Source organism: Rhodanobacter sp. B04 (assembly GCF_002001125.1).
Taxonomy (GTDB): Bacteria; Pseudomonadota; Gammaproteobacteria; order Xanthomonadales; family Rhodanobacteraceae; genus Rhodanobacter.
On the sequence record NZ_MUNV01000006.1, the window covers coordinates 229,928 to 256,612 of the forward strand.

Annotated in this window: 19 protein-coding genes; 6 read left to right on the plus strand and 13 right to left on the minus strand. The window is 63.3% G+C overall.

All coding sequences use genetic code 11. The features are described 5' to 3' along the window. Window positions 1-12 precede the first annotated feature (12 nt). From acpA to B0E46_RS03780, 3 genes are read right to left on the minus strand one after another with little or no spacing between them, the layout of a single operon-like run. A complete protein-coding gene (gene acpA / locus B0E46_RS03770) occupies window positions 13-1,713 on the minus strand; it encodes an acid phosphatase (protein WP_139350406.1) in 1,701 nt (566 codons plus the stop codon). 31 nt (window positions 1,714-1,744) lie between these two features. Then, window positions 1,745-3,307: a peptidase S10 gene (locus B0E46_RS03775; protein WP_077554366.1), complete on the minus strand. Its 1,563-nt coding sequence runs from the start codon at window positions 3,305-3,307 to the stop codon at window positions 1,745-1,747. Window positions 3,308-3,322: 15 nt separating this feature from the next. Then, window positions 3,323-4,873 (minus strand): peptidase S10, encoded by a 1,551-nt coding sequence (locus B0E46_RS03780; protein WP_077554367.1) that lies wholly within the window; start codon window positions 4,871-4,873, stop codon window positions 3,323-3,325. A gap of 321 nt (window positions 4,874-5,194) precedes the next feature. Here B0E46_RS03780 and B0E46_RS03785 point away from each other — a divergent pair, with 321 nt between their 5' ends. Beyond that, window positions 5,195-6,118, plus strand: a complete 924-nt coding sequence (locus B0E46_RS03785; protein ID WP_077554368.1) for a bestrophin family ion channel — start codon at window positions 5,195-5,197, stop codon at window positions 6,116-6,118. 12 nt (window positions 6,119-6,130) lie between these two features. Here B0E46_RS03785 and B0E46_RS03790 read toward each other — a convergent pair whose 3' ends face one another. Further along, window positions 6,131-6,631, minus strand: coding sequence for an Lrp/AsnC family transcriptional regulator (locus B0E46_RS03790; protein ID WP_077554594.1), 501 nt, complete (start codon window positions 6,629-6,631; stop codon window positions 6,131-6,133). 122 nt (window positions 6,632-6,753) lie between these two features. On the opposite strand from B0E46_RS03790, the gene B0E46_RS03795 reads away from it, so the two are divergent. Further along, window positions 6,754-7,674, plus strand: a complete 921-nt coding sequence (locus B0E46_RS03795) for a DMT family transporter (protein WP_077554369.1) — start codon at window positions 6,754-6,756, stop codon at window positions 7,672-7,674. Between the two features lie 22 nt (window positions 7,675-7,696). Further along, window positions 7,697-8,395, plus strand: a complete 699-nt coding sequence (locus B0E46_RS03800; protein ID WP_077554370.1) for a glutathione S-transferase family protein — start codon at window positions 7,697-7,699, stop codon at window positions 8,393-8,395. Window positions 8,396-8,402: 7 nt separating this feature from the next. Here B0E46_RS03800 and B0E46_RS03805 read toward each other — a convergent pair whose 3' ends face one another. The 7 genes from B0E46_RS03805 to B0E46_RS03835 form a co-directional block, all read right to left on the minus strand. Next, window positions 8,403-9,089, minus strand: coding sequence for a Pr6Pr family membrane protein (locus tag B0E46_RS03805; RefSeq protein ID WP_254425027.1), 687 nt, complete (start codon window positions 9,087-9,089; stop codon window positions 8,403-8,405). Further along, window positions 9,052-9,762: a TMEM175 family protein gene (locus B0E46_RS03810; protein ID WP_077554372.1), complete on the minus strand. Its 711-nt coding sequence runs from the start codon at window positions 9,760-9,762 to the stop codon at window positions 9,052-9,054. The genes B0E46_RS03805 and B0E46_RS03810 overlap by 38 nt, the downstream gene beginning before the upstream one ends. A gap of 57 nt (window positions 9,763-9,819) precedes the next feature. Beyond that, the gene (gene ubiE / locus B0E46_RS03815; protein WP_077554373.1) at window positions 9,820-10,572 is read right to left on the minus strand and encodes a bifunctional demethylmenaquinone methyltransferase/2-methoxy-6-polyprenyl-1,4-benzoquinol methylase UbiE; all 753 of its coding nucleotides are present in this window, start codon (window positions 10,570-10,572) and stop codon (window positions 9,820-9,822) included. 98 nt (window positions 10,573-10,670) lie between these two features. Next, window positions 10,671-12,044: an amidohydrolase family protein gene (locus B0E46_RS03820; RefSeq protein WP_254425028.1), complete on the minus strand. Its 1,374-nt coding sequence runs from the start codon at window positions 12,042-12,044 to the stop codon at window positions 10,671-10,673. 100 nt (window positions 12,045-12,144) lie between these two features. Continuing rightward, window positions 12,145-14,814 (minus strand): glycerol-3-phosphate 1-O-acyltransferase PlsB, encoded by a 2,670-nt coding sequence (gene plsB / locus B0E46_RS03825; RefSeq protein WP_077554375.1) that lies wholly within the window; start codon window positions 14,812-14,814, stop codon window positions 12,145-12,147. 25 nt (window positions 14,815-14,839) lie between these two features. Beyond that, window positions 14,840-15,778, minus strand: a complete 939-nt coding sequence (locus B0E46_RS03830; protein ID WP_077554376.1) for a hypothetical protein — start codon at window positions 15,776-15,778, stop codon at window positions 14,840-14,842. A gap of 313 nt (window positions 15,779-16,091) precedes the next feature. Next, window positions 16,092-16,997, minus strand: coding sequence for an HAD family acid phosphatase (locus B0E46_RS03835; protein ID WP_077554377.1), 906 nt, complete (start codon window positions 16,995-16,997; stop codon window positions 16,092-16,094). 139 nt (window positions 16,998-17,136) lie between these two features. Here B0E46_RS03835 and B0E46_RS03840 point away from each other — a divergent pair, with 139 nt between their 5' ends. Then, a complete protein-coding gene (locus tag B0E46_RS03840) occupies window positions 17,137-18,168 on the plus strand; it encodes an AI-2E family transporter (RefSeq protein WP_077554378.1) in 1,032 nt (343 codons plus the stop codon). Here the strand turns inward: B0E46_RS03840 and B0E46_RS17225 are convergent. Then, window positions 18,134-18,568: a hypothetical protein gene (locus tag B0E46_RS17225; protein WP_139350407.1), complete on the minus strand. Its 435-nt coding sequence runs from the start codon at window positions 18,566-18,568 to the stop codon at window positions 18,134-18,136. The genes B0E46_RS03840 and B0E46_RS17225 overlap by 35 nt on opposite strands. 154 nt (window positions 18,569-18,722) lie before the next feature. On the opposite strand from B0E46_RS17225, the gene B0E46_RS03845 reads away from it, so the two are divergent. Then, window positions 18,723-21,566: a TonB-dependent receptor gene (locus B0E46_RS03845; RefSeq protein WP_254425040.1), complete on the plus strand. Its 2,844-nt coding sequence runs from the start codon at window positions 18,723-18,725 to the stop codon at window positions 21,564-21,566. Window positions 21,567-21,808: 242 nt separating this feature from the next. After that, window positions 21,809-24,913 (plus strand): TonB-dependent receptor, encoded by a 3,105-nt coding sequence (locus tag B0E46_RS03850; RefSeq protein ID WP_254425029.1) that lies wholly within the window; start codon window positions 21,809-21,811, stop codon window positions 24,911-24,913. 136 nt (window positions 24,914-25,049) lie between these two features. Here B0E46_RS03850 and B0E46_RS03855 read toward each other — a convergent pair whose 3' ends face one another. Beyond that, entirely contained in the window at window positions 25,050-26,627 is a 1,578-nt protein-coding gene (locus tag B0E46_RS03855) for a sulfotransferase (RefSeq protein WP_077554381.1), read from the minus strand. Window positions 26,628-26,685: the final 58 nt, after the last annotated feature.

Consider the following 26,685-nt stretch of genomic DNA (forward strand, 5'->3'; position numbering starts at 1 on the left):
CTGACAGTGGCGTCAGTCGAACCGCAGTGCCGCGGTGAGATCGCCGGGCGGTGGTCCGCCAGCGGCGATCATCGCATCGTCGCGCCGTTGCAGGCCGGGCAGTTTCTTCAGGCCGAAGCGGCGGGTGATGAAGCGCAGGATCGAGCCGGTGTCGTAGATGGTGTGGTCGACGAAACCCTTCTTCGCATGCGGCGACACGACCAGCGCGGGAATGCGCGAGCCCGGTCCCCAGCGGTCGCCTTTCGGTGGCGCCACGTGGTCCCACCAGCCGCCGTTCTCGTCCACCGTGATCACCACCAGCATGTGCGGCCACTGCGGGCTTTTCTGCAGCGCGTCGACGATGCGTGCGAGGTGGCGGTCGCCGGCGTCCACGCTGGAATAGCCGGCATGCATGTTGAGGTCGCCCTGCGGCTTGTAGAACGACACCGGCGGCAGCGCGCCGGCCTCGATCGCGGCGATGAAGTGGTTGCTGGCGGCGCTCTCGCCGACGCCGGCATCGCGCAGATGCCGCTGTCGTGCGGGTGTGCCGGGTGCGAATCTCCGGAAATAATTGAACGGCTGATGATGGATCTGGAAATTCGGGGTTTCCGGAAACACGCGATGGTCGCCGTCGCCATGCCCGTCCAGCGCGAGCTGCCAGCCGCCGGCGTACCAGGCCCAGTCGATGCCGGCGTCCGACAGTGCGTCGCCGATGGTCTGGTGTACCTGCGGCGGCAACGTGGTCGGGTTGTCGGCATCGGCCAGTTGCGGATCGTGCTTGTCGTGGCTGAACGCCGGCGCATATGCCGGGCCCATCGTATTCACCGCCCAGAAATCGGGAGTGAGCGCATCGGGCGAGGCGAACTTGGCGCGGCCCTGCATGGCGCTGGCCGGCGAGTTGTCGGCCAGCCGGGGGCGCGTGCCGGTGGGGTCGTCGCCTTCCACCTGGGCCAGCTGGAATTTCCCCGGCCGCTGGTCCGCATCCGGATAGAACGGCGGCTGCGCGGCGATGAGGTACTGGTGGTTGAGGAACGAGCCGCCGAAGGCGCCCATGAAGAAGTTGTCGCACAAGGTGTACTGCTGCGCGAGCTGCCACAGCCGCAGGTTGCTGGCGCTGTCGGCGTAGTGGCCCATCACCATCGCGCCGGTATTGCCCCAGGCGACGAAGCCATCGTTCCTGCCGCCGTTGATCTGCAGCTGGTTTTCGTAGAAGCGGTGCACCAGGTCGCGGGTGACCACGCCATGCGGCAACGCCGCGCCGTCCGGCGTATGCAAGGCAAATGGCTGGTTGGGCAGGCCGCTGATCGCGTGTTCGTCGATCTGGTAATGCCGGCCATCGACCGTCTGCGCATGCGGCGCCAGGCCGCCCCAGATCGGCGGCAGGGTGGTCAACAGGCTGCCATCGCGATCGCGCTGGCGGTATTCGGGCGAGTCGAGAGCCTTCAGCGGCTGGGCCAGCCCCGGGAAGTGGGCGAACAGGTTGTTGAAGCTGCGGTTCTCGGCATACAGCACCACCACCTGCTGGATGTGCTGGCGCAGCAGGGCGTCGAGCGCATCGGGGGACAACTCGCTGGCGCCGGACGCTACTGCCCGGCCGGCGCCGGCCGGGCGACAGCTGCCTAGGGTCAACGCCGCACCGGCCAGCGCGATGCCACCGAGCAGGCGCCGACGTTCGGGATTGGACGGTGCCTCGTCAGCCGCCTTCGGCGGCTGCTCGGTGGGCTTGTGGGTCATCGGCTCGGTCGGTGATGGCGGGCGGACCATTTTAGGATTGCGGTGCCGTCTCGTCATAGAAGCGTGCCAGATCCGCCTTGACCTGCTTCAGCGCATCCACGTCGAAATAGATCATGTGCCCGGACGGGTAGAAGCCGAACTCGATGTTCTTGCGGATGGCCGGGTCGAGGCCAAGATGGCCGAGGTCGAACTCGGTGGCATAGAACGGCGTGGCGAGGTCGTAATAGCCGTTGGCCGAAAACACCTTCAGGTGCGGATTGCGGCGCATCGCGTCGGCCAGGTCGGTGCCGACGTACGGCGCCTGGGTGAATCCGTGGCCACCCTTGCGCTTCCAGTCCCAGCCACGGTTGATCACGCCGTAGTTGTTGGGCAGGTAGGCATGGTCGCCGGTGTACTTCAGCTCGCTCTCGGCATACTGGTTGAACGCGGCGAGATAGGCGCCGGTGGCGGCGTCGCTGGCGGCATCGCCGTCGGGCGTCTCGCCGGCGGCGTCCGGGTCGATGCCTTCGAAACGGCCGTCCAGACGTCCGACTGTGCGGCGCTGGTCGCGCAGCAGTTCCTTGCGGAAGCGGCTGGGATTGATGCGCAGGTTGGCCTGCTTGATATAGGTCGGCGACAGGCCGATGTACTGGCTCAACTGGTTGGCGATGCGGTCGGCCTCGGCCGGCTCGATCGCGTCGCCTTTGCCCAGCGCCAGCGTGTAGTCGGTATCGGCGAAATGGCGCACGCCGGCGAGGAAGCTGGCGATGTCGGCCGGCTTGTTCGGCACCTTGTTGTGGTACCAGGCGATCGCCGCCTCGGTCGGCAGGTTGACGATGTAGGCATGGTCGACGCCGGTGCTGGCCCACACGTTGAAGTCGAGGATCGAGGACATCAGCACGACGCCGTTGAACTCCATGCCCTGCTCCTGCAGCAGCTTCACCAGCACCGCCGAGCGGGTGGTGCCGTAGCTTTCGCCGAACAGGAATTTCGGCGAGTTCCAGCGATGGTTGTCGCCAACGTAGCGGGTGATGAATTTCGCGAACGCGTCGGCGTCCTGGTCCACGCCGTAGAAGTTCTTGCCTTCGGCGGCGCCGACCAGTTGCGAGTAGCCGGTGCCGGGCGCGTCGATGAAGACCAGGTCGGTCTTGTCGAGCAGGCTGTCGTCATTCGGCACCAGCTGGTACGGCGGCGGCGGGATCGGCTGGTCGCCGCGGTTGGCCACGCGCACCGGGCCGAACGAGCCCATGTGCAGCCACATGCTGGAGGAGCCGGGGCCGCCGTTGTACATGAAGGTCACCGGGCGCTTGCCCGGCTTGCCGTCGTCGACGGTGTAGGCGACATAGAACATGCTGACGGTCGGCTTGTCCTTGTCGTCCTTGATCAGCAGGGTGCCGGCGGTGGCCTTGTAGCTGATCGTGCGATTGCCGATGCGCACGCTGTGCTTGCTGGTAACGGCATGCTCGGGCGGAATCGGCAGCTCGTCCTTCTTGCTGTCCTTGTCGGCCTGCGCCGCCTTGGCCGCATCCTTCGGCGTCGTGTCGTCGGCATGGACGGGGCTGCCCAGGGTCAGCAGCAGGGCGAGGGCGAGCGGGGCGAATGGGGATTTGTGCATGATGGCGATTCCGTATCAGCGCTGCGGCGCGGCATGGTCGTAGAAGGGCGCGAGATCGGTCTTGAGCTGCTTCAGCGCGTCGGTGTTGAGATAGATCATGTGCCCCGAGGGGTAGTAGAGGAACTGCAGGTTGCCGCGCAGCGACGGGTCGAGGTTCATGTGCGCGAGGTCGTACTCGGTGATGAAGAACGGCGTGGCGAAGTCGTAATAGCCGTTGACCGAGAGCACCTTGAGGTTGGGGTTGGTGCGCATCGCGTGGGCGAGATCGCCGGCCACGTAGGCCAGTGGCAGGGGACGCCGCTCGTCGGCAGCTTTGTGCTTCCAGTCCCAGTTCTTGATGATCTCGTCGAACGTGGGTCGGTAGTCCAGCTCGGTGTGATAGTTGAGCTGCTTGTCGACGTAATCGTGGAATGCGCTGACGAATGCGCCGCTGATGCCGCTGTCGGAAGCGTCGTAGTCGGGTGTCTCGCCTGCGGCATCCGGATCGGTGCCGGTGAAGCGACTGTCGTAGCGGCCCAGGGTGAGGCGCTGGTCGCGCAGCAGCTCCTTGCGGAAGCGGCTGGGATCGACCCGCAGGTTGGCTTCCTTGACGTACTGCACCGACAGGCCGGTATAGGCGGCAAGCTGCTGCGCCACGGCATCGAGCTGGGCGTCCGGGAGATTCTGCCCCTGCGCCAGCGCGGCGGCATACGGACCCTGCGCCCAGGCGCGGACCTGCTCAAGGAAAGCCTTCAGATCGGCCGGCTTGTTCGGAATCTTGCCGTGATACCAGGCCGCGGCGGCATAGGTCGGCAGGTAGCCGACGTAGCTTTCGTCGTAACCCGGGATGCGGATGCCGTAGTTGAGTATCGACGACATCAGGATCACGCCGTTGAACGCCATGCCCTGGTCCTGCAATGCATCGACCAGCGCGGCGGAGCGGGTGGTGCCGTAGCTTTCGCCGTACAGGAATTTCGGCGAGTTCCAGCGCTGGTTGAGGCTCACATAGCGCTGGATCGCGCGCGAAAACGCGGAGATGTCCTGGTCCACGCCCCAGAAATCCTTGCCGGTGGCCTTGCCGAGCGGGCGCGAGTAACCGGCGCCGACCGCGTCGATGAAGACCAGGTCGGTCTTGTCGAGCAGGCTGTCGCTGTTCGGCACCAGATGGTATGGCGGCGGTGCGGTGGCCGCGGGACTGGCCGTCTCGATCCGTACCGGTGCGAACGAACCCATGTGCAGCCACATGCTGGAAGAACCCGGGCCGCCGTTGTACAGGAAGGTCACCGGTCGTTTCTCCGGTTTGCCGGTGTCGACCGTGTAGGCCACGTAGAACACGCTGGCCTGCGGCTGGTTCTTGTCGTCGCGGATGATCAGCGTGCCGGCGGTGGCGGTGTACTTGATCGTGCGGCCGCCGATGCTGACGCTGTGCTGCGTGCGCGTGGCGTTTTCGGTCGGCGGCGCCGGGTTCTCGTGATGGTCGGTTGCAGTCTTGGCATCCTTGCCGGCGGCGTGGTCTTCGGCATGAATGGCTGCCAGCGGCAGCAATGCCAGCGCGCTGCCCAGCAGCAGGGATTTCAGATGATGCATGCAACGCCCCTTGGTCATGTTTGGATCGAGCTAAATGCACCTTGGAGTATGCGTGCCGCGGTCGCGTCCCGACCGTGACAGAAGTAATAGGCGGAGGTCCGACCTTGGTCGGATCTCCGCATGCGCGATGCCTGTTTCGCGCGACGGTGCGTGCGCTGTCCCGCGTGGCACGGATCAGCGGGAGGTCGGTGCGGGATGCCGCCTCCAGCATGATCGGCGCGAGGCGGCCGGCAGCGTTGCTGGTATGGAGCGGTCGGGCTGGCCCGGCCTTGCCGGTATATGGGGATAATGTGGCCTCTCTTTCCGGCAGCCCGCCCGCCCATGATCGTTCGCCCGCATCTGCACTGGTTTCGCATGCTGCTCGCCTGGCGAGGCTCCGTCCTGCCGGAGCTGCTGCCGCGGCTGTTCCTGATCCTGTGCATTTCTTTGCTTGCGGTGGCGTGCCATGACCACATTTTTCCTGTCACGATCAGCCTGAGCACGGCGCCGTTTTCGCTCGTCGGCATCGCGCTGGCGGTGTTTCTCGGCTTTCGCAACAACGCCAGCTACGACCGTTACTGGGAGGCGCGCAAGCTGTGGGGGCAACTGCTGAACGAGACGCGTTCGCTGACGCGGCAGGCCCTCACCTTGCCCCACGGCGCGCTCGGCAGCGTCGACGCGCGTGAATTTGTCCGGGTGCTGGCCGCGCTGCCGCATGCGCTGCGGCATCAGTTGCGTGCGACGGATCCGCGCGACGATCTTGCGGCACGCCTGCCCGCGCCGCTGTTCGAGCGGGTGATGGCGTCGCGCCATCGTCCGGCGACGATCACGCTGTGGCTCGGCGAATGGGTGCAGCGGCACGCTCGCAAAGAGGCGCTCGATCCGTGGGCCGTGCTCGCTTTCGATCGCAATCTCAATGGGCTGTCGGACGTGATCGGCGGCTGCGAACGCATCGCCTCCACGCCGCTGCCGTTTGCGTATTCGGTGATGATCCACCGCACGGTGTATTTCTTCTGCGCGCTGCTGCCGTTCGGGCTGGTCGACAGCATCGGGGTCTTCACGCCGGTCTTCTCGATTTTCGTCGCCTATACGTTCATGGCGCACGAGGCGATTGCCGCCCAGATCGAGGATCCCTTCGGCACCGAGGACAACGACCTTGCACTGGGCGTGATGTCCTCGTTCATCGAGGACGCCGCGCACGATCTGCTGGGAGAGCCGGCGATCCCGGTACGTGCGCCGACCCGGCAGGATTTCATCCTCGACTGAGGCCTGCTCGGCTCAGTCGCGTGACAGCGCACGGGCGGCATCCCACATCGCGCGGGTCAGCGGGCGGTTGGTGTGCGGCGCCTGCAGCACGATCAGCGTGGTGGTGCTGATGCTGGCGTGGATCTTCAGCAGGCGGTCGAGCACGGCTTCCAGATGGCCGATCGACATCGCCACCACGCGCAGCAGGGCGGAATCCTCGCCGGCGAGGCGACGGCAATCGATCACCTCGGGGATGTCCGCCACGATCTTGCCGATGCGTGCGCAGATGCCACCGTCGCAGCGCAGGCGCACCATCGCGTCGATGCTGAAGCCCAGCCGCTTCGGCTCGATCACCGCGCGATAGCCGGCGATCACGCCGGCTTCCTCCAGCCGCTTCACGCGCTCGGCCACCGCCGGTGCGGACAGTCGCACCTTGCGGCCCAGCTCGGCGTAGCCGAGACGCGCATCCTGCTGCAGCGCCTCGAGCAGCTGCCAATCCTTGTTGTCCCATTCGGGTTTCGATTCAAAGGTCATATCGGGATATTCTGGATTCGTTCGACGGCGAAACATCGCATGTGCACGATGTTCCATCATTCCGGTGGCTAGCCGCCACCACTAGCATGCGCACATTCCCCTTTTCACCGGAATCCTTCCCCATGGATACCTCCGAGCGCCTGGACGGGCGCGCACTCGGCTACATCGGCATTGCCCTGCTGACCTGGTCGTCGGCGTATGCCGCGATCGCCTATGCACTGGCCTCGTTCACGCCGGGCGAGGTGGCGCTGGCCCGGCTGGCGATCGGTTCGTTGTGCTTTGCATTGTTGTTGCTGCTCAGGCGCGTCGCGCTGCCGGCGCGCCGGGATTGGCCGCAGCTGGCGCTGCTCGGCGTGATTGGGCTGACTGTGTACCACCTGTGCCTCAATTATGCGGAGACGCGCATCGCCAGCGGCACCGCGGCGATCCTGATCTCGCTGGTGCCGGCAGCCACGGCGGCGGTCTCGGCGGTATGGGTGCGCGAGCGCCTGTCCGCACGCACGCTGGCCGGGCTCGGCGTGGCCCTGGTCGGCGTGGTGATGGTGGTGCTGGCCAGCGGCAAGCAGGTGAAGTTCGAGCCGATGGCGGCACTGGTGCTGATCAGCGTGCTGGCCTCGGCGATCTACTTCGTGGGGCAGAAGCCGTTGTTCGCGCGCAACGGCATGGTCGGCGTCACCGCGTTCACCTTCTTCGCCGGCACGCTCGGTACGCTGCCGTTCGGCACCGGTTTGCCGCATGCGCTGGCCGGCGCGCCGTGGTCGCATATCGCCGCGTTGCTGTGGCTGGGCATTGCGCCCACCTTCATCGGCTACCTGGCATGGAACGCCGCCTTGCGCCGCGCAACTGCCTCGCAGGTGTCCAGTTTCATCTACTTCTCGCCGCCGATCGCGGTGCTGATCGGCTGGCTCTGGCTGGGCGAGCGGCCAGGTGCCTTGACCCTGGTCGGCGGCGCGATCACCGTGGGTGGCGTGGTGCTGGCGAATGCACGTCGACGGGCAGCACCAGTTGTGCCCGTGGCTTCCGATACCTGCGAACAGAACTAGTCCACAGCGGGAGGACAGCGCCATGTACGAATTGCATATCGCCAACAAGAATTACTCGTCGTGGTCGCTGCGGCCGTGGCTGCTGTTGAGCGAACTCGGTATTGCGTTCGAGGAGCGGCTGGAGTCATTCGCGCCCGGCACCGGGTCGAGCTGGCAGGCGTTCCGTGCGTTCTCGCCGACCGGCAAGGTGCCATGCCTGCACGACGGCGACACGGTGGTATGGGATTCACTGGCGATCGCCGAGTATCTGGCCGAGCGTCATCCGGGCGTGTGGCCGGCCGATCCGAAGGCGCGCGCGTGGGCCCGTTGCGCCGTCGCCGAGATGCATTCGGGTTTCGTCGCGTTACGCACGCACTGCGCGTTGAACTGCGGTTTGCGCATCCGTTTGCCGGACGATCTTCCTGCGGCGTTGCGCAGCGATATCGCGCGCATCGATGAGTTGTGGAGCGAGGGCCTGGCCCGCTTCGGCGGCCCGTTCCTGGCCGGCGACGCGTTCGGTGCGGTCGATGCGTTCTTCGCACCGGTGACGTTCCGCATGCAGACCTATGGCCTGACGCTGGGCGATGCGGCGACGGCCTATGCGCAACGCCTGCGCGAGCTGCCGGGCATGCGCCGCTGGTATGCCGAGGCATTGCAGGAGAGCTGGCGCGATCCGGACCACGAAGAAAGGGTGAAGCGCTTCGGCACCTTGCTGGCGGACTTGCGCGCTCCGGTACGCTGATGTCGTTTCAGGGCAACACTGCCAGCGGCGTACCCTTGCCGGCGCGCCGCACCTGCCAGCGTCCCAGTGCGACCAGCAGCAACGCGACCGCGATGAACGCCAGCAGCACCGCGCAGGCATCGACCAGCACGCGCAGGTAACCCAACTTGGTGACGTCGAGGAATGGATACGGATACCAGTGATCCACCGCGCCACGCGCCAGCACGTAGACGAAATAGGCGGCCGGATACAACTGCCAGTAAATCACCTGCGGCCAGCGCAGCGTCGCTTTCGGCACCGCCAGCCACCAGTGCAGCAGGAACAGCACCGGCATCAGCACATGCAGGGTGTTGTCGGTGACGATCTGCCAGCCGTGTGGCTGCCACAGCTGGCGCAACATCAGGTTGTAGATCGCCGCGACGATGACGATGCTCATCGCGATCGCGGTATGCACGTCGGCTCGAACGAAGAAGCGGCTGACCGCACCATGCGGGCCATATGCGGCTGCCGTCAGCGCCATCGCCACCAGCACATTCGTCAAGATGGTGAAGTAGCCGACATAGATCCACACCCCGGCCGGCGCACCTTGCCCGTTCGCGATCGTCAGCTGGACCGATAGCCACAATTGCAATGCAAGCGCGAGCCACCCCAGCAGGGCGACAGCAGCGACAAGCGGACTACGCGATGGCATCGGTGGCGGTGGCGACGGGTTCATGAGATGGGCTGCCTTGCATGATGGGCGCTGCAGGATCGTCGCTGCTCGGTGCCATCCGTGATTTTTCCGCCCGGACGCGGGCGAGGTGTGCAAACAGCCGTGTCAACAGCGGAATGCCCAGCAGCACGATGTTGTTCAACGCGGGAATGAACCACGCAAGTACCAGCGAGAGCCCGGCTGCCACGGGCAAGCCCCATGCTCGTCCCAGTGCGCTGGCGACATCCACGGACCCCAGTTCTGGCTGCAGGTACGCTGTCTGCAGTGCGCGACCGAACAGCCAGCGCTGGATCAATGCCACCAGCAGCAGCGTCGCTGCGTAGAACATTTCCGCCACGCGTGACAGCGGGTTCGCGCTCATCAATGCCGTGGCAAACGGCATGAATGCGATCACCATCAACTGCAGCATGTTTGGCACCATCACGCCGCGGCTGTAGCCGACCAGCATGCCGAATACCCGGTGATGCGCTGCCCATAGCGCGCCGATCACCAGGAAACTCAGGATGAACCCGAAAATGCTCGGGCGCAGAGCGGCGAGCTCGGCGAGAAATGTGCGGTCGTCGACCACGCCTAGATGCGGCACATGAATCTCGATCACCAGCAGCGTGATCGCGATGGCAAACACGGCGTCGGAAAAAAAGGTCAGACGTTCGAGTTGCGCGGCGTTGTTGCTCATCGGGTCACTTCCTGTTGCTCGACGTTGTTGCGTGAGTCGCTGGCGATGGATTGCGATTCAGAGCTTGTAGGCGCGGTGGATCGCCACCACGCCATTGGTCAGGTTGCGCACTTCCACGCGCCCGAAGCCGGCGCGTTCCATCATGCCTTTGAGGGTTTGCTGGTCTGGATGCTTGCGGATCGATTCGGCCAGGTACTGGTAGCTGTCGGCGTCGCCGGCGAACAGCTGGCCGAGCTTGGGCAGGATCTTGAACGAGTGGAAATCGTAGAGCTTGCTGAAAACGTCGCTCTGCACTTTCGAGAACTCCAGCACCAGCAGGCGGCCACCGGGCTTGAGCACGCGGCAGATGTCGGCCAGCGCCTGGTCCTTGTCGGTGACGTTGCGCAGGCCGAACGCCATGGTCACCGCATCGAACGAGTTGCCCGGGAACGGCAGCGCTTCGGCGTTGAGCTGAGCCCAGCGCAGGCCGCCGACCAGGCCGCGATCGGTCATGCGGTCGCGGCCGACACCGAGCATCGCGGCGTTGATGTCGCCGACGATCACTTCGCCCGCGTCGCCGACGACGGGCTTGAGCAGCGCGGCGATGTCGCCGGTGCCGCCGGCCAGGTCTAGCACGCGATCGCCGCGGCGCACGCCGCTGACCGCCACGAAGTGGCGCTTCCACAGCCGGTGCACGCCGAACGACATCAGGTCGTTCATCAGGTCGTAGCTGCGCGCGACCGAGGTGAATACCTGGCCGACCAGCTTCTGCTTGTCGCCGACCGGCACGTCGCGGAAGCCGAAATGGGTGGTTTTGGGCTGCTCGTTCATGGGTGCAATGCTACAGGATCGGGCCGGTTTGCTTGGAAATCCGGCATCCGGTGGGCTCGTCGCCCCGCCTGTGTCGGGGCGACGAGGGGCGCCATGGCTTACTCGGCGATCGGCTTGCCGGCTTCCTTGTAGATCACGCCGTCCTTCATCACGAAACTGACGTGCTGCATCGTGGTGATGTCGTCCAGCGGGTTGCCGGGTACCGCAATCACATCGGCCTGGCGACCGACCGCGATCTGCCCCAGCTGGTCCTGCTTGTGCAGCAGTTCGGCGGCATGGGTGGTGGCGGCCTGCAGGGCCGCCATCGGCGGGATGCCGGCCTGCACCATGTAGGCGAACTCCTTGGCGTTGTCGCCGTGCGGATAGACGCCGGCATCGGTACCGAAGGCGATCTTCACCCCGGCCCGATAGGCCTTGCCGGCGGTGGCCATGATGATCGGGCCGACCTGCTCCGCCTTGCGTGCGACCTGCGGCGGATACCAGCCTTCCTTTGCCTTCTCCATCACGAACTGGCCGGCGATGATGGTGGGCACATACCAGGTGCCGTGTTCCTTCATCAACTTCATGTCTTCGTCATTCATGAAGGTGCCGTGCTCGATCGAGTCGACGCCGCCGAGCACCGCGCGACGGATCGCCTCGGCCCCGTGCGCGTGCGCGGCCACGGTGAAGCCATAGTCGTGCGCGGCGGCGACGACGGCCCTGATCTCGTCCAATGTCATCTGCGCGTTGTCGACGCTGTTGCTTTCGTCGAGCACGCCGCCGGACGGCATGATCTTGATCAGGTCGGCGCCGTCCTTGTAGTGCTGGCGCACGGCCTTCCAGGCGTCTTCGGGCGAGTTGATGATGCCGTCCTTCGGATCCGGGTCGCCCTGCAGGTCCCAGCGGTAACCGTCGGTCGGGTCGGCATGGCCTCCGGTGGTGCCGACGAACTGGCCGGCACTGAAGATGCGCGGCCCGGGGATCAGGCCTGCATTGATCGCGTTGCGCAGCGCGATGGATTCGTTGTGCTCGTCGCCGACGTTGCGCACCGTGGTGAAGCCGGCCAGCAGGGTGCGCTTGGCGTAGACGGTGCCCTCGATCGCGTAGTCGGCGGGATTGAGGCGGAACTGGTCGCTGTAGGTGCTCTTGCTGAACTGCATGGTGAGATGGGTATGCGAATCGATCAGGCCGGGCATGCAGGTGGCGTCGGCGAGTTCGACCTGCTGGAAGCCGGCGCCGGCCTGACGCGCGGCATCCTCGTAGGGCTTGCCGTCCGCGTTGCCGCTGCGCAGCTCCTTGATGTGCCCGTCTTCCACGATCACGGTCGTGGCGCCCAGCAGCTTGCCGGCCACCGGATCGATCAGGCGGGCGCAATGCAGCACGCTGATGTCGTGATGGGCCGGCGCATCGGCAGCCATGGCGGCAACGGGTAGCGACAGCAGGATGGCCGTGCAGATCAATGCACGGCGTGCAGTCATGGGACGGGCAGTCATGGGCGTGGCTCCGGCGGGGTGAGCCGCCATCTTAGGCGCGCACCCCGACCAGCGTCATGTGACGTTTGGTACGGCGATACGCAAGCATCGCCGTGCCTGGTTACTCGCGAGGAGGTGTGATGGAGCCATCGTCTGCTGTCGCCGCATCGGCATGCGCATGCCGGTGGTGCTCGGCGTCGACATGTCGTTGATGCAGTTCCGCAGCGGAGGCGTCTTCGGCCGGCTGGACGATATCGTGCGAACCGGTGCCAGTGACGCCAGCCTCGTTCGCCGCCGCCTCCTTTTCGCCGCCGGGAGTGATCTTGAGGATCGAATGACGCACTTCGCGCGACAGGATCACCCTGGCGTCGCGCACCATGACTTCCAGTGCGCCGTCGTAGTCGAGCTTGCCGCCCTCGTCGGTCCACACCACGCGGCGTTCGCGCAACTTCTGGATGAAGCCGCGGAACAGCGCCTTGTCGAAGAACTCCGGCGCCGACAGTTCGTTGAGCAGGCTCAGTCGCTGCGCCGTCAGCGTGCAGGCGTTTTCCAGCTCGGCGCCGGTCATCGTGTGCGGGCCGTTCTTGGCCAACGCGGCGATGGTGATGTAATAGCGCTCGAACGCCTGGATCAGGCTGCGTGCGATCACCTTGAGCTGGAACGCGCTGTCGTCCTGGCCCGGTGCACGTTCCAGCACACGGCCGTCGCCGGTGGATTCGAGCAGGCCACGGCGCACGAAGAGGTCGATCGTCGCCTGCAGCTGCACGCCGAAGCCATCCTCGTCCCAGGGCAGGAACAGCTCGCCCTGGATGAACGGGTAGATGATCCGGCCCAGCCGCAGCACCGAGGCACGCGACATGCGCCGGTTGTTGAGGAAACAGCAGGCCACCCATGCGGCGGTCGCGGTGAGGTGCAGCACGTTGTTGCGGAAGTAGCTGAGCAGCACCGCCTGTTCGTCGTCGGTGACCAGCACGTCGCCGAGCGGATGCTGCACGCGGCGGATCCAGCCCATCTGTTCGCCGTAGGCGATGATCCCGGACGGGTTCATCGGGGTCAGCGTGACGCGATCGGAATACGGCAGTTCTTCCAGCAGGGTCTTGCTCAGTTCGAGCTGGGCGAGCAGGTCGCTTTCGGCCATCGCGTGCTTGGGCGTGGCGAGCAGGGCGAGCGCCAGCAGGTTGATCGGATTGACGTCGGCGGCGCGGTTGATGTTGACCTGGATCCGCTCGGCGAGCTGATCGACCACACCGTTGAGCCACTCCGGCTTCGCATCCGGGTCGGCACTGGTCGCGCGCCAGTCGGCGCTGGCGGCTTCCAGCAGCGGGGTCAGCTCGATCGGCTCGCCGAAGTTCAGTGCCACATGGCCATAACGCTGGCGCAGCACCTTCAACCCGCGCAGCAGGCCGAGCAGGGATTCCTTTTCCTTCGGCTTGCCGCTGAGTTCGCCGATGTAGCTCTTGCCCTCCATCAGCTTCTCGTAGCCGATGTATACCGGCTGGAACAGCACCGGCCGGCGCGGCGCGCGCAGGAAGGCGCGCACGGTCATCGACAGCAGGCCGCCGCGCGGCGCCAGCAGGCGACCGGTGCGCGAGCGGGTGCCCTCGGTGAAGTATTCGATCGGCACGCCGCGGTCGATCAGCTGCGCCATGTATTCCTTGAACACCACCGAGTACAGCGGATTGCCGGTGAAGCTGCGGCGCATGAAGAACGCGCCGCCGCGGCGCAGGATCGGCCCGATTCCCGGCAGGTTGAGGTTCACCCCGGCGGCGATATGCGGCACCACCACGCCGGAGACGTGCAGCTGGTAGCTCATCAGCAGGTAGTCGGCGTGGCTGCGATGGCTGGGCACGTAGACCACCTCGTAGCCGGGCGCCGCGGCGCGGGCCTTGTCGAAGTGGTGCATGGCGATGCCGTCGTACAGCTTGTTCCAGAAATTCGACAGCAGGAACGACACCGAACGCACCACCGGATGCGAGTAGTCGGCGGCGATTTCCATCATCAATTTGTGCGCCTTGCGCCAGGCCTTGGCGTGGCTGATCTTTTCCTTGGCGGCGCTGGCGGCGATCGCGGCGCGCACCGGTTCGGCATTCAGCACGGCATCGACCACGGTGCGCCGGTGCGACAGGTCCGGACCGATCACCGCGGCGCGGATGCGGTGGAAGTGGGTGCGCAGCACCCGTGCGAGCTTGCGCGTGAAGCGTTCCGGCGCGAGCTCGCCGGATTCGGCCAGCACGCTGCGCAGGGATACCGGTGCGGAGAAGTGCACCACGGTGTCGCGACCGTTCAGCAGCAAGGCCAGCAGCCGGCGGAAGCGGCCGACCATGACCCAGTTTTCCGAGAACAGCACGCGGAACCAGCCGCTGTCACGGCTGGGCGCACGGCCGACGTAGATCGATACCGGCACGATCTGGATGTCGCGATCCGGCATCCCTTCCAGCGAGCGCACCAGCTGGCGCAGCGGCTCGTTCGGCGCGCGCTTGCGGTTGCGGCCGAAGATCCAGCCATCGCGCCGGGCCAGCGCAAACACCGAGCGCCGGCGGCGGGTGCCGGCCAGCGCCTGCATCGGGCTGGGCAGGCCGGCTTCGCGGCAGGCGCGCTGCAGGATCAGCGCGTCGGAGAACCCGTCGCGCTCGATCACATAGCAGACCGGCACCCCGGCTTGCAGCAAGGCGGCCGGCTCGGCGGGGTCGCGGCGGATGCGCACCCACGGCTGCAACAGCTGCCCGGCCAGGTTGAACCACCAGGGCGCGCGCTGGCGGGGAGTGGAATCGGCGGTGTGGATATTCTGCATCCGTCTATTCTAACGGCTGCACTGTTTAGTCTTTCGTTGCCACGCTGCCGGCAGCGGCTGGCACGCCGGTGCTGCGGGCCGACGGTGGCTGCTCGCTCAATTGCTGGTGCGACTTGCGCACATTGTTGAGCATGTCCTCGCTGTACCAGCGGCCATCCTGCTGCACCAGGGTCGATTCGGTCGACAGCGGCTTGCCGAGCAGGGTGTAATCGATCTTCACCACGGCATGGCCGTTGCTGTTGGAGACCGGGGTGAACTTGACCGAATTCAGCGTGTCGTCCAGCGACAACCCATAGATCGCCAGCAGCTGCTTGGCGCCGTTGAAACCGGTCGAGTATTTCGCCATGGCGGTATCGAAATCCATCGTGCGCAGCTGATCCGGGTTTTTCAGATCCAGCTGGCGTGCCGTGGTCACCGCCACGCCGACCGCCTGCTTTGCCTTGGCCTGGTCGAACCACGGCGTCTGTTGCGCCCACGGTCCGAGCACGTCGAGCACGCTGGCGGTCTGCGCTTTCTGCGCTTCGGTGAGGCTCTTGTTCTGCGCGATGCCGTTTTTCACAAAGGCTTCGCCGACGCTGATCAGTACCGGCAACTGGTCCTTGTACTGCTGTTGCATCATGCTCAGTTTCGGCTGCAATTCGGCATACAGCTTGTTCTCGGCGTCGGGTCCGGTGAGCTCCTGCATGGTCTCGCTGAACTTGGCACGATCCTCGGCGGTGATCGGCTGCGGATCCTGTTCGTGGCGGCTCCAGTCGGCGCGCAGGTTGGCGTAGTCGGCCGGCGGCAAGGCGTGTTTCCACAGGCCGTTGAGGTCGCCGGCCTTGAGCAGGTCGATCGAACCTTGCAGGGCCGACTCCGGCGTGCTGCCACCCGGCTGCGAGGCGTCGTCCTTGCCGTGACAGGCACTCAGCAGCAGTGCGGCGAACAGCGGCAACAGAGCGTAGCGAAGGGTAGGCAGACGCATGGAAGATTCTCGCGGAAAGGGCAGGGGGCGGGAGCATGCCTGGGCGGCACGGAGAACGGGCAGGGTAAGTGGCTCGGCAGCATGGAACAAGGGTCGCGCCGCAGGATTTCACGACGAGCAGCCATGCCGCAAAAAAGAAAACCCCGCGGGCGCAGGGCCTCACGGGGAAATCCGGCAGAGCCGGAAGGGAAATGGCCTTGCCCGCAAAATGAGCTGGTCAGCAGGGTCGGCGGGTGAATATTACTTGTCCGTTAAAGCTAAGGCAATACTTTTGTTAGTTTCTTTAAATTATTGATTTATATCAATATTTACTTCACTGATAATGCAGCGCATCGATCTTCTGCTGGCGCCGCTGCTGCAGTGGGGCACTCCAGTCGTTGTTGAACAGCGCCGGCTCCCAGGCGCCATAAGTGGGATTCGGCAACACGAACCAGCGCGTGCCAACCCACGCCAGATAATCGGCGACAGCCTTGCGGCGGCCGGCGTCGTTATTGCCGAGCACGTCGACAAAGTCGCCAACCTGATCGCCGAACTGCATCAGCACCCGGTAATGCCGGGCGACCAGCTGGCGCCGGCAACCCTTTTCGGTGCCGGCCTGCTCGCAACCGTCGACCACGGTGCCGAGGCCGAGAAAGGCGTCCGGTCCGTTCACCGGAAACCCTGCTTTGCGCAGGTTGGCCACGGTGGCCTCATCCAGATCCTTAGCACGGTTGGAGATATAGATCACGGCGACGCCATGCCTGGCGGCGAACTGGGTGAACTCGACCGCACCGGGCAGGGCGCGCGCACGTTCCTCCTTGCACCAGGCCGCCCAGTCGGCCTCGTTGAACTCGCCGCCGCTTTTCACCAGGCGTGCCTGGTACGGCGAGTTGTCCAGCACGGTTTCGTCGATGTCGAGAATGACGGCGGGCTTGAGGCCCTTCAGCGGCGTCGTCCGATCCGCCTTGCCCAAGGCATCCCATTGCTTGTCATGCAGGGCGGTGAGCAGGCGCGACTGGGCGTCGCGGTAAGTCTGCAGATAGATCAGGTCATGCTCGATGGCCGTCTGGCTCCAGGCCACCGCATTCAGATTGTCGTTGGCAGCGACATGCGTGACGACGCTCGACGTGGCTGACGGGGCCGACGGTGCGGATGCCGTGGCGACGGGATGCGATGGCGCCGTGGCGCAACCGGCAAGCAGGCCGAACATGGCCAGGGTCAGCGGTAAACGAACAGACATGGGGAGTCCTTGATGGTGAAGATCTTACGATGGGCGGAGTTTACGACAGGCACATGTCAGGACTGTCCGTGCGGGGTTGGCAGGCATTGCGGGCTGCTGACAGACTGGCCATCCCGACATCCTCACGGTTGCGACCCGCATGAACTTTCCTTCGCCTGCATCGCGCGAGCCTTCGGCGGCCATCCGTTACGCCAGCTGCCTGCTGGCGGCCGGGGCGTTGCTGTCGGTGCTCGGGCTGCACCTGCTGTCGGCCCTGCTGGCCGGCCTGCTGGTGTACGAACTGGTGCAGGCGGTGACGCCGCTGCTGGGCAAGCGCATCTCCGGCGACCGCGCACGGATGCTCGTGGTGGCGGCGCTGGGCGCGATCGTGGTGGGTCTGCTGATCCTGTTGATCCTCGGCGCGATCAGCTTCTTCCGCAATGAAATCGGCAACCCCGAGCTGCTCTGGCAGCAGCAATTGATGCCGCTGGTGGAAAAGGCCCGCCAGCAATTGCCCGCGATGCTGGTCGATAACCTGCCCGATAGTGTCGAAGATCTGCGCGTGGGCGCCGTGGAGCTGGCCCGCAAGCATGCGACGACCCTGCAGCTGGCAGGCAAGGGGGCGGTGCGGGTGTTCGCGCATATCCTCATCGGGCTGGTACTGGGCGCGATCATTGCGCTCAGCCGCGCCCGTCCTGCGCACCAGGTCGGTCCGCTGGCCGCCGCGCTGGGACTGCGCTGCCAGCGCCTGGCCGAGGCGTTCCACAATATCGTGTTCGCGCAGATCAAGATCTCGCTGATCAACACCCTTTGCACAGCGATCTTCCTGTTGGGCGTGCTGCCGTTGCTGGGCATCCATGTGCCACTCGCCAAGACCCTGGTGGTGTTGACCTTTGTCGTCGGCCTGCTGCCGGTCGTCGGCAACCTGCTGTCCAACACGGCGATCACGATCGCGGCGCTGTCGGTGTCGCTCGGTGTCGGCGTCGCCGCGCTCGGCTTCCTGGTGGTGATCCATAAGCTGGAGTATTTCCTGAATGCCCGCATCGTCGGCACCCAGATCCGCGCCCGCGCGTGGGAACTGCTGGTCGCGATGCTGCTGCTGGAGGCCGCCTTCGGCCTGCCGGGCGTGATCGCCGCGCCGATCTACTACGCCTATCTCAAGAGCGAACTGGAAGCGGAAAAGCTGATCTGAGCGCCGCTTGACCTGGGAATTTCCTCACGTCGCGCGGGGCAGCGCGTGGCGATATCTTGCGCATGTGTGAAGAAATTGTTGCAAGTTCTTTCGCGTACATGTTAGAAATTGGCTGGTCATGAGTCGACCAAGCCGGCACGGAGTTGCTGGTTTTCGCATCCCGGATGCCGACTTGTGCCACTGTAGGTTCGCTAATTGGCGGGCATTGCCCTGCTTTTGAAGATTTTGCAGGAAGTTCGAGAAAAGCGGCCGGCACGAAAGATCGCAAAGGACGTTGAGGCTTCCCCGGGTTCATCAGGGGTTTGCTGCCAGGCAAGTTGAAGTTACTAACTTTTTGCGTCGCAAAAAAACGAGGCGCATGGCTGGCTGAAATCATAATTCGCAATATCTTGCGCATCATGCGAGTTGGTCTCACTAAAAGTTCTCCGTTCGTCACGCCCTGCGGGGAAGGGTTCGGGGGTTGTTGTTAAACACAGTTTGGGGAGTTTTTGATGAATTTGCTCGATAACAAACTTACGTCTGCCGTGCGTATTGCACTTGCAGTCGGAACCCTGATGACGGCCGGCTCGGTGTTCGCCCAGGACACCAGTAATGACAAGGCCGCCCCGGAGAAGGCGAAGAAGCTGGAAACCATCACGGTTACCGGTTCGCGCATTCGCAGTGTCGACGTGGAAACCGCACAGCCGGTGTTCACCATGACCCAGGCCGACATCCAGAAGACCGGCTTGGTCAATGTCGGCGACATCCTGCAGAACCTCACGAGCGCGGGTACCCCAACGTTCAGCAAGGCCGCCGTACTGGTCTCCAACTCCGAAGAGGGCGGCCAGTACATCAACCTGCGCAACCTCGGTGAAAACCGTACGCTGGTGCTGGTGAACGGCAAGCGCTGGGCGAGCAGCCTGGCTGGCTATACCGACTTGTCGACGGTGCCGTCTGCATTGATCGAGCGGATCGACATCCTGAAGGATGGCGCTTCGGCGGTATACGGTTCCGACGCCATTGCCGGCGTGGTCAACATCATCCTGAAGGATCACTACGAAGGCGCCGAGGCTTCGGGTTACTACGGTGAGAACGAAAAGGGTGACGGCGCCCAGCAGGCTTACTCGCTGACCATGGGCACGTCGAGCGACAAGTCGTCCATGATGTTCGGTGCCAACTACACCAAGAGCGACGTGATCTGGTCGAAGAGCCGTGCGATAACCGGTTACACCTATGGCCCCAACCATGCCGAAGACGGTCTCAGCGGCACCGGTCCGTGGGGCCGTTTCCGTTACGTCTCGCCGACCGGTGGTCCGACCGGTAACACCTACACCCGCAATCACACCGGTACCTGGGATGGCGTCGGCGTGGCGCAAGGTCCCTCGAACCAGCTGTCGAGCTATCACCCTGGCGTGACTGAAGATGATTACTTCAATCCGACCCAGCAGATGATGTACCAGCCGCCGAACGAGCTGAAGTCGATCTTCACGGCGGGTCGTTACGACATCAGCGAGTACGTCACCTTCAAGACGAATGCGATGTATGCCGAGCGCGACAACAGTCGCCAGGTCGCCGGTTACCCGCTGAACAGCCTCAGCCAGCCGACCCACCCGGTCTATGTCAGCGGCCAGAGCTACTACAACCCCCAGCCGGGCCAGGATCTGTTCTTCTATCGCCGCATCATCGAGCTGCCGCGCGTCAGCGACAGCAACGTGAAGTCGTACCACTTCGACGGCATGTTCGAAGGTGCATTCAATGTCGGCGAGCATGCCTGGAACTGGGACGTCGGCTTCGACTACAACAAGTACAACGTGGTGGAAACCAATACCGGCAACATCAACCTGCTCAACCTCACGAAGGCGCTTGGTCCGTCCTTCCTGAACTCCGATGGTGTGGTGCAGTGCGGTACGGCGGCCAATCCGATCTCGCTCGGCCAGTGCGTGCCGTTCGACATCCTCGGCGGCCCGAGTAACTCGACGGCGGCGGCGCTGAAGTACATCGGCACTTTGGGCCAGGGCACCCAGCAGAGCCTGACGAAGGACTATACCGCGAACATCACCGGTGGCTTGGTCGACCTGTGGGCTGGCGAGCTTGGCTTTGCGGCGGGTTACGAGCATCGCCAGATCTCCGGCTACGATCGCCCGGATCAGCTGTCCTCCTCTGGCTGGAGCACGGACTTGGCTGGCGGCGGCACCAATGCCAAGTACAAAACGGACGAGTTCTACGTTGAGTTGAACGTGCCGCTGCTGAAGGATCTGCCCGGCGCGAAGGAACTGTCGCTCGACCTTGCCAGCCGCTATTCGGACTACAGCAATTTCGGCAGCACGGTAAACAACAAGTACAGCCTGGTCTGGAAACCGATCGACGACCTGCTGGTGCGCGGCACCATCGCCAAGGGCTTCCGCGCGCCGACGCTGGACGACACCTTCGGTGGCGGCTCGCAGACGTTCGACCAGTACACCGATCCCTGCGATACACGCTTCGGTGCAGCGGCGACCAATCCGGCCGTGGCGGCGAGCTGCGCGGCGGCCGGCGTTCCGGCTAACTTCCGTCAGCTGGCCTCGACCGGCCTTCCGATCACGGCACCGAACACGCAGAGCACCAGCCCGTTCAATGCTGGCGTGGGTAACAGCAGCCTGCGGCCGGAATACAGCACTACCCGTACTGCCGGTCTGGTGTACAGCCCGCAGTGGGTTGCCGGGCTGGACGTGAGTGTGGACTGGTACAACATCATCGTCAGGAACGAGATCACGGGCCTCAGCGCCAACTACATCCTGGGCCAGTGCTATGTGCAGGATGTTGCTTCGTTCTGCAATGACTTCAGCCGTGATCCGGTGACGAATCAGGTGATCAACCTGAATCGCGGCAACGCGAACCTGGGCATGCTGCAGACCTCGGGCTACGATTTCGGCGCGCATTACCGTTTGCCGGAATTCGGCTTCGGCAAGTTCAGCGTCAACCTGGATTCCAACTACCTGAAGGCCTACAACACGCAGAGCACGGGCGGTGCCGAAGTGCTGGGCTATGCGGGTCAGTTCGGTCTGCCGCGCTGGCGCATCAACCTCGGGTTTGACTGGGCGATGGGTAACTGGGGTGCGACGTGGGGCATGCGTTACTACGGTGCCTACCGCGACGTGTGCTGGGATACCGACGTCGAGTGTAACCAGCCGAACTACGAGGGCAAGAGCTGGGGTGACGTTGGCGCGAACCGCAAGGGCGCGATGGTGTTCAACGATCTGCAGGTGCGTTACAGCCTGCCGTGGAACGGCAAGCTCTCGGTGGGCGTCAAGAACATCTTCGACAAGGCGCCGCGGACGGTCTATTCCGCGTACCTCGATGGTGCCAACAGCGCGTCCTCGGTGGATCCGCTGATGGATCTGGATCGTTACATCTACGTCCAGTACACCCAGAAGTTCTAAGCCACACCAGTTGTTGATGTCATTGACCGGGGTTCCGCAAGGAACCCCGGTTTTTTGGTTTGGTGCGGGCTTGTTCGTATGCGCCGCATTGCCGGGTTATGAGGCGGCGTTTCAGGCATGCGCCCTTATCGCAGGGTTCCGCGCCCTGCTCTTAAGGTCTTATAGGGGATCTTGCCGATAGGGCAGTGAGTCGAGGAGCAAATGCCGGCAAATTCGCATTAAATTGCGATTAAGTTAAGTACTTGCGCTTCGAGTGCCAAGATACTGCGATATGTAAAAATATTATTGCGCGCCCTTCAGGGGGCATGTTAAACGTGACGGGTCATGAATCGGCCGGCCAGCAGGGAGAGATGCTGGGCCAAGCGTCTCGCATGCCGTTTCGTGCCATATGCCAAGCGTTGCCAATTGACCGGCAAGTGCATCTTGTTGCCGAAAACTCTGAGGGGAGTTCTGAAGAAATGATCAAGTCGAAAATTGCAGTAGCCATCGTGGCCGCCTTGGCGCTTGGCTACAACTCTGCCCATGCGCAGTCGACGCAGACAGATGCATCGCAGCAGAACGCAGACCAAGCACCGAGTACCGCCAAGGCAAAGAAACTTGAAGCGGTTACGGTGACTGGTTCGCTGATTCCGCAGACACAGATCGAGACAGCCACGCCGGTCATCACGATCACGGCAGACGATATGAAAGCCCGTGGTTTCGCTACCGTGGCTGAAGCATTGCAACAGGCATCGTTTGCCACAGGCGCCGTGCAAGGCGCGCAGGACACCAATTCGTTCACGCCCACTGCTCAGACATTGAGCATGTTCGGCTTGCCGGTTGGATTCACCAAATACCTGATCGACGGCCGGCCGATGGGCAATTTCCCCGGCTTGTACAATGGCAGCGATACGTTCAACAGCATCAGCGGCATACCGATGGATATGGTCGATCACATCGACATCCTGCCGGGTGGCCAGTCTTCACTTTACGGCTCGGACGCGATCGCCGGCGTGATCAACATCGTGCTGAAAAAGCATATCGACGCGCCGACGATCGATGTGCGCTATGGCTGGGATTCGGATGGCGGCGGTGCAGATCGCCGTATCAGTCTCGCCGACAGTTTCAGCGCCGGGAATTTCAACTCGTTGGTTGGCGTGCAGTTCGAAAGCACGCAGCCGGTCTGGCGGCGCGATCGCGCCATCACCAGTCAGTACTACACCGAGGGCGCCTCGCCGCCAGTAGCGTCACGAGATGCGCTTGCGCTGTCGGTCTACAGTGCCAACGGCGCTCCTACCGGATACCAGCAGCTGGATCCGAACGACTGCAAGGACATCAGCCAGCTTTGGTGGGGAACCGAGGGTCTGCAGACCCGCCCGGGTCATGGCCAGTATTGCGGTTCGTTCTATACGCCGGGTGCGGGCACGCTTTCCCCCGACAACAAGACCGCGAACATCTATACGCACAATACGTTCGACGTCAACGACAACCTGCAACTGTACGGTGACCTGCTCTACAACTATCAGGAATCGAAGTACACCAATGGTGCCAGCACCACGTGGTGGGGCACCTCGGTCAACGAGGGGCCGTACTTCTGGGATCCGACTTACAACAATGGCTCACTGATGCTGCTGCAGCGCTCGTTCGCTCCGGAAGAGGTCGGCGGCTACTCGCATATCATGAACAAGGAGATCGAAAACTCGTACATGCTGACGTTCGGTGGTCACGGAACGTTCGGTCAGTCGAACTGGGACTACGATCTCGGATTCACCCATTCCGACGACAAGTTGCTCGATCACGATTTCCAGCGTCTGGCCGGCCCGATGGAGCAGTATTTCCAGGACCATGTGCTGGGCAAGATGAAGGGCACATATGCCGGGTATCCGGAATACACGCCGAATTACGCTGCGCTGTACCAGCCGATTCCCGTGTCGGCTTTCGACAGCTTCACCGGTTACTCCGACAGCAGGGCGAAGACCTGGGACAACCTGGTGCGTGGTCAGTTGACGAATGCATCGCTGTTCTCCCTGCCTGGCGGTGAAGCCGGTGTTGCGGCGGTACTGGAAGGCGGAAACGAGGGCTGGAATTCCTCGCCAGACCCGCGATTGCTCGAGACGATCACGCTACCCAACGGCAATCAGGGCGACTATTTCTGGGGTACCAGCGCTACGCCGGGCGCCGGCCATCGGTCGCGCTATGCGGCGACGACGGAATTCAAGTTTCCGCTGCTGCAACAGCTGACCCTCGATGCGTCCGGCCGTTTCGACAATTACTCGATCGATGGGAACAACGTGCATCACGGCACGTATAACCTCGGCCTTGAGTACCGTCCGTTCGATAGCTTGCTGTTGCGCGGCCGCTATGGCACGGCCTTCAAGGTTCCCACCTTGTCCGATACAAACCAGGGCCCAAGCAGCTTTTACAGCTCGGTCACGGATTACCTGAACTGCGGTCGCTTGGGATATTCCGGCACGACGGTAGGTAACTGCCCGTATGGCCCTTACGGTGATGGCGCTGTCGAGTACAAGGGCGAAACATATGGCGTTCCCACCCTCAAGCCGGTTACTGCGAAGGTATGGAGTTACGGCATCGTCTGGGCACCCATCGAACGGATGTCCGTCACTGTCGATTACCTGCACTGGAACATCAACAATGAGGTGACACCGCAAAGCGCGGATCAGCTCTCCAGGTATGAATACCTGTGCGATATCGCGGCACCCGGGTTTGATCCGAGTTCGCCCACCTGTGTGAATGCATTCAGCCAGATCATCCGCGGCCCCGGTTCGGGCGGCCTGCTTGGTCCGATCGAGGAGATCATCCAGCCCAAGATCAACACCGCCAATGAGCTGGTCAATGCCGTCAGCGCGAGCTTCAGCTATCTGGAGGATATCGGCAGCTTCGGCAAGCTGACCTATAGCCTTTCCTACTCCGATGAACTCAAGCACACGACCCAGGCCTACGTCGGCGACGCGCATATCGATGTGTTGCGCAACCCGGCTTACAGCACCGACTTCAAGTCCAAGGCGAACGCCTCGCTGACCTGGTCCAAGAGCAAGTGGAGTACCACGTTCTTTGTCAACCGGTTTGGTCGTACGCCAAACTATGCGGCACAGTCGGACAACAGCTATGCCAATCCCGGCGATGGCAAGCTGCCGGCATGGATCCTGTGGAACGCGAGCGTGACCTACAATCCGATCAAGGCTCTTGGGCTGTCGTTGCTGGTGAACAACGTATTCAACAAGATGCCGCCGGCGGATCACACCATGCCGGGTACCACATATATCCCGTACAACCAGGACAACTACAACCCCTACGGCCGCACGATCTACCTGGAAGCCAACTACAAGTTCGGCAACGGCGACAAGTAAGAGCCAGCTTCGCGTTGAACAAAACGGCCCCGTTTCGGGGCCGTTTTGTCATGCGGGAATTGGACTTTGACCTGTCGTCGTGGTGTCGATGCGCAATTTGCACGATACCCGTGAATAGTCGGGTCGCTGCTTGGTTTCAGGTCGCGATGTGAATGCCTGCGCTGGATAGCAGCTCTAGCAGTTCACGCAATTGCGGTTCGTATTTCTTCCAACGCTGGAGGGCGCTCCGATAGACGGGGGTACGCACTTGCACGGCGCTGGCGGTATTGACCGGTGCAGGATTGTCCTCGAAATGCAGGCAGGCGTCGTCCCAGTTCAAGCCACAGAACTCCAGTAATCGTCGTGAGCTGGCCTCCTGCTCGTCCACTAGGGTCTCGTAGTTCACTTCGAGGATGCGGCCGGGAAATGCACGTTGCCAATGCGCCATCAGGCGGTCGAACAGCACGTAATATCTGCCGATATCGAGCAGGTCGAACGAATAACCGTAATATGGAGCGGTTGGCGAGAAAGACTGTCGAAAGTTGCTGAGGCAGGTATCCACTGGATCGCGTCGCAAACAGATGATTCTGGCATGAGGCAGTGCCTGGGCAATGAAGCCGGCATAGAGAAAGTTGTGCGGCAACTTGTCGATGAAGCGAGGTTTGTGTCCCGTGCCGGGTCGTGTGCTGGAGAGGTAGGTTTCTCCGAGCTGCGTCCAGTCAATCTGGCCCGCACGTGCGATGGTTTCAGGATCAAGCAGCATGGCTGACTCGCTGCGTGTGACATAACCGAAGGCCATGCCGAAGTTCTGCAGTTCCCCGGCTGACTGCACGTCGGGGTGACTGGAAATGATGCGTTCCAGCAGAGTGGTGCCGGTGCGTGGCATGCCGATGACGAAGATGGGCTCCTCGTTCAGGCACCCTGATGTTGTGGCCTGAGGCCCGGGTGCAACCGTTTCCAAGGCCTTGAACAGCCGTTCGTCCGATTCGATGGTGTAGCCGTTGCTCTGCCTACCGGCTGCTTTGCCCTGGACAAGGTGTTCGAATGCCTCGGGATAATTCCCGATGTCCTCGAATTCCTTGGCAAGGGCCATATTCAGATGAAGCCTGGCATCAGCATCGCCGTTATGCCGAGCGAGCAACATCTGCAGACGTTCAAGATGATTGTCCGTCACGGTCTGGCGGCGCAGCTGCGCCAGCGTCTGGTGCGATCGCCAGTAAAGTGGGTCAAGCCGGATGCAAGCTTCCAGTTCCTGCTCGGCGTCATCCAGGGCACCGATCGCAATCAATGCTGTCGCTAGGTTGAACCGGTAGGGCGCATAGTCAGGCATGAGCGCCACGGCACGACGAAGAATCGTAGACGATTGTTCGTGCTGGTGAGTGGCTGCGTAGACGACACCGAGGGCATTGAGGGTGGCAGGATCGTTGGGCGACAACGCCAGCGCACGATCGGCGGCAAGCCGGGCTTCCCGCGTCAGTCGCAGTAGAGCGAGCGCCTTGGCATATTGCGTGGCGAAATCGGCACGTTGTGGCTCGAGATAGGTCGCCTTGCGCAATAAGCTCAGTGCCTGCGACATCTCTTCGAGTTCAAGATGGGCGACCCCCGCGATATAGCAGACGAAGGGCTGATTCGGCGTGTGCGGCAGCAATTTTTCTGCAAGTTGCAGCGCCAGCGGCCAGTTGCCCGTGTTGAATGCGGCAATCAGTTGGGCAAAGGTTTCAGCCGAATTTGCCATGAACTTCCAGATCGTGATGAATGGAGGTGGTCGACGCCGCTGCGGCAAGACAGTCGAG

What these genes read in the sequence shown, in the direction of transcription:
- acpA (WP_139350406.1), bottom strand. Translation starts at nt 1,713, where the DNA reads ATGACCCACAAGCCCACCGAGCAGCCGCCGAAGGCGGCTGACGAGGCA.
- B0E46_RS03775 (WP_077554366.1), bottom strand. Translation starts at nt 3,307, where the DNA reads ATGCACAAATCCCCATTCGCCCCGCTCGCCCTCGCCCTGCTGCTGACC.
- B0E46_RS03780 (WP_077554367.1), bottom strand. Translation starts at nt 4,873, where the DNA reads ATGCATCATCTGAAATCCCTGCTGCTGGGCAGCGCGCTGGCATTGCTG.
- B0E46_RS03785 (WP_077554368.1), top strand. Translation starts at nt 5,195, where the DNA reads ATGATCGTTCGCCCGCATCTGCACTGGTTTCGCATGCTGCTCGCCTGG.
- B0E46_RS03790 (WP_077554594.1), bottom strand. Translation starts at nt 6,631, where the DNA reads ATGACCTTTGAATCGAAACCCGAATGGGACAACAAGGATTGGCAGCTG.
- B0E46_RS03795 (WP_077554369.1), top strand. Translation starts at nt 6,754, where the DNA reads ATGGATACCTCCGAGCGCCTGGACGGGCGCGCACTCGGCTACATCGGC.
- B0E46_RS03800 (WP_077554370.1), top strand. Translation starts at nt 7,697, where the DNA reads ATGTACGAATTGCATATCGCCAACAAGAATTACTCGTCGTGGTCGCTG.
- B0E46_RS03805 (WP_254425027.1), bottom strand. Translation starts at nt 9,089, where the DNA reads ATGAACCCGTCGCCACCGCCACCGATGCCATCGCGTAGTCCGCTTGTC.
- B0E46_RS03810 (WP_077554372.1), bottom strand. Translation starts at nt 9,762, where the DNA reads ATGAGCAACAACGCCGCGCAACTCGAACGTCTGACCTTTTTTTCCGAC.
- ubiE (WP_077554373.1), bottom strand. Translation starts at nt 10,572, where the DNA reads ATGAACGAGCAGCCCAAAACCACCCATTTCGGCTTCCGCGACGTGCCG.
- B0E46_RS03820 (WP_254425028.1), bottom strand. Translation starts at nt 12,044, where the DNA reads ATGACTGCCCGTCCCATGACTGCACGCCGTGCATTGATCTGCACGGCC.
- plsB (WP_077554375.1), bottom strand. Translation starts at nt 14,814, where the DNA reads ATGCAGAATATCCACACCGCCGATTCCACTCCCCGCCAGCGCGCGCCC.
- B0E46_RS03830 (WP_077554376.1), bottom strand. Translation starts at nt 15,778, where the DNA reads ATGCGTCTGCCTACCCTTCGCTACGCTCTGTTGCCGCTGTTCGCCGCA.
- B0E46_RS03835 (WP_077554377.1), bottom strand. Translation starts at nt 16,997, where the DNA reads ATGTCTGTTCGTTTACCGCTGACCCTGGCCATGTTCGGCCTGCTTGCC.
- B0E46_RS03840 (WP_077554378.1), top strand. Translation starts at nt 17,137, where the DNA reads ATGAACTTTCCTTCGCCTGCATCGCGCGAGCCTTCGGCGGCCATCCGT.
- B0E46_RS17225 (WP_139350407.1), bottom strand. Translation starts at nt 18,568, where the DNA reads ATGATGCGCAAGATATTGCGAATTATGATTTCAGCCAGCCATGCGCCT.
- B0E46_RS03845 (WP_254425040.1), top strand. Translation starts at nt 18,723, where the DNA reads ATGACGGCCGGCTCGGTGTTCGCCCAGGACACCAGTAATGACAAGGCC.
- B0E46_RS03855 (WP_077554381.1), bottom strand. Translation starts at nt 26,627, where the DNA reads ATGGCAAATTCGGCTGAAACCTTTGCCCAACTGATTGCCGCATTCAAC.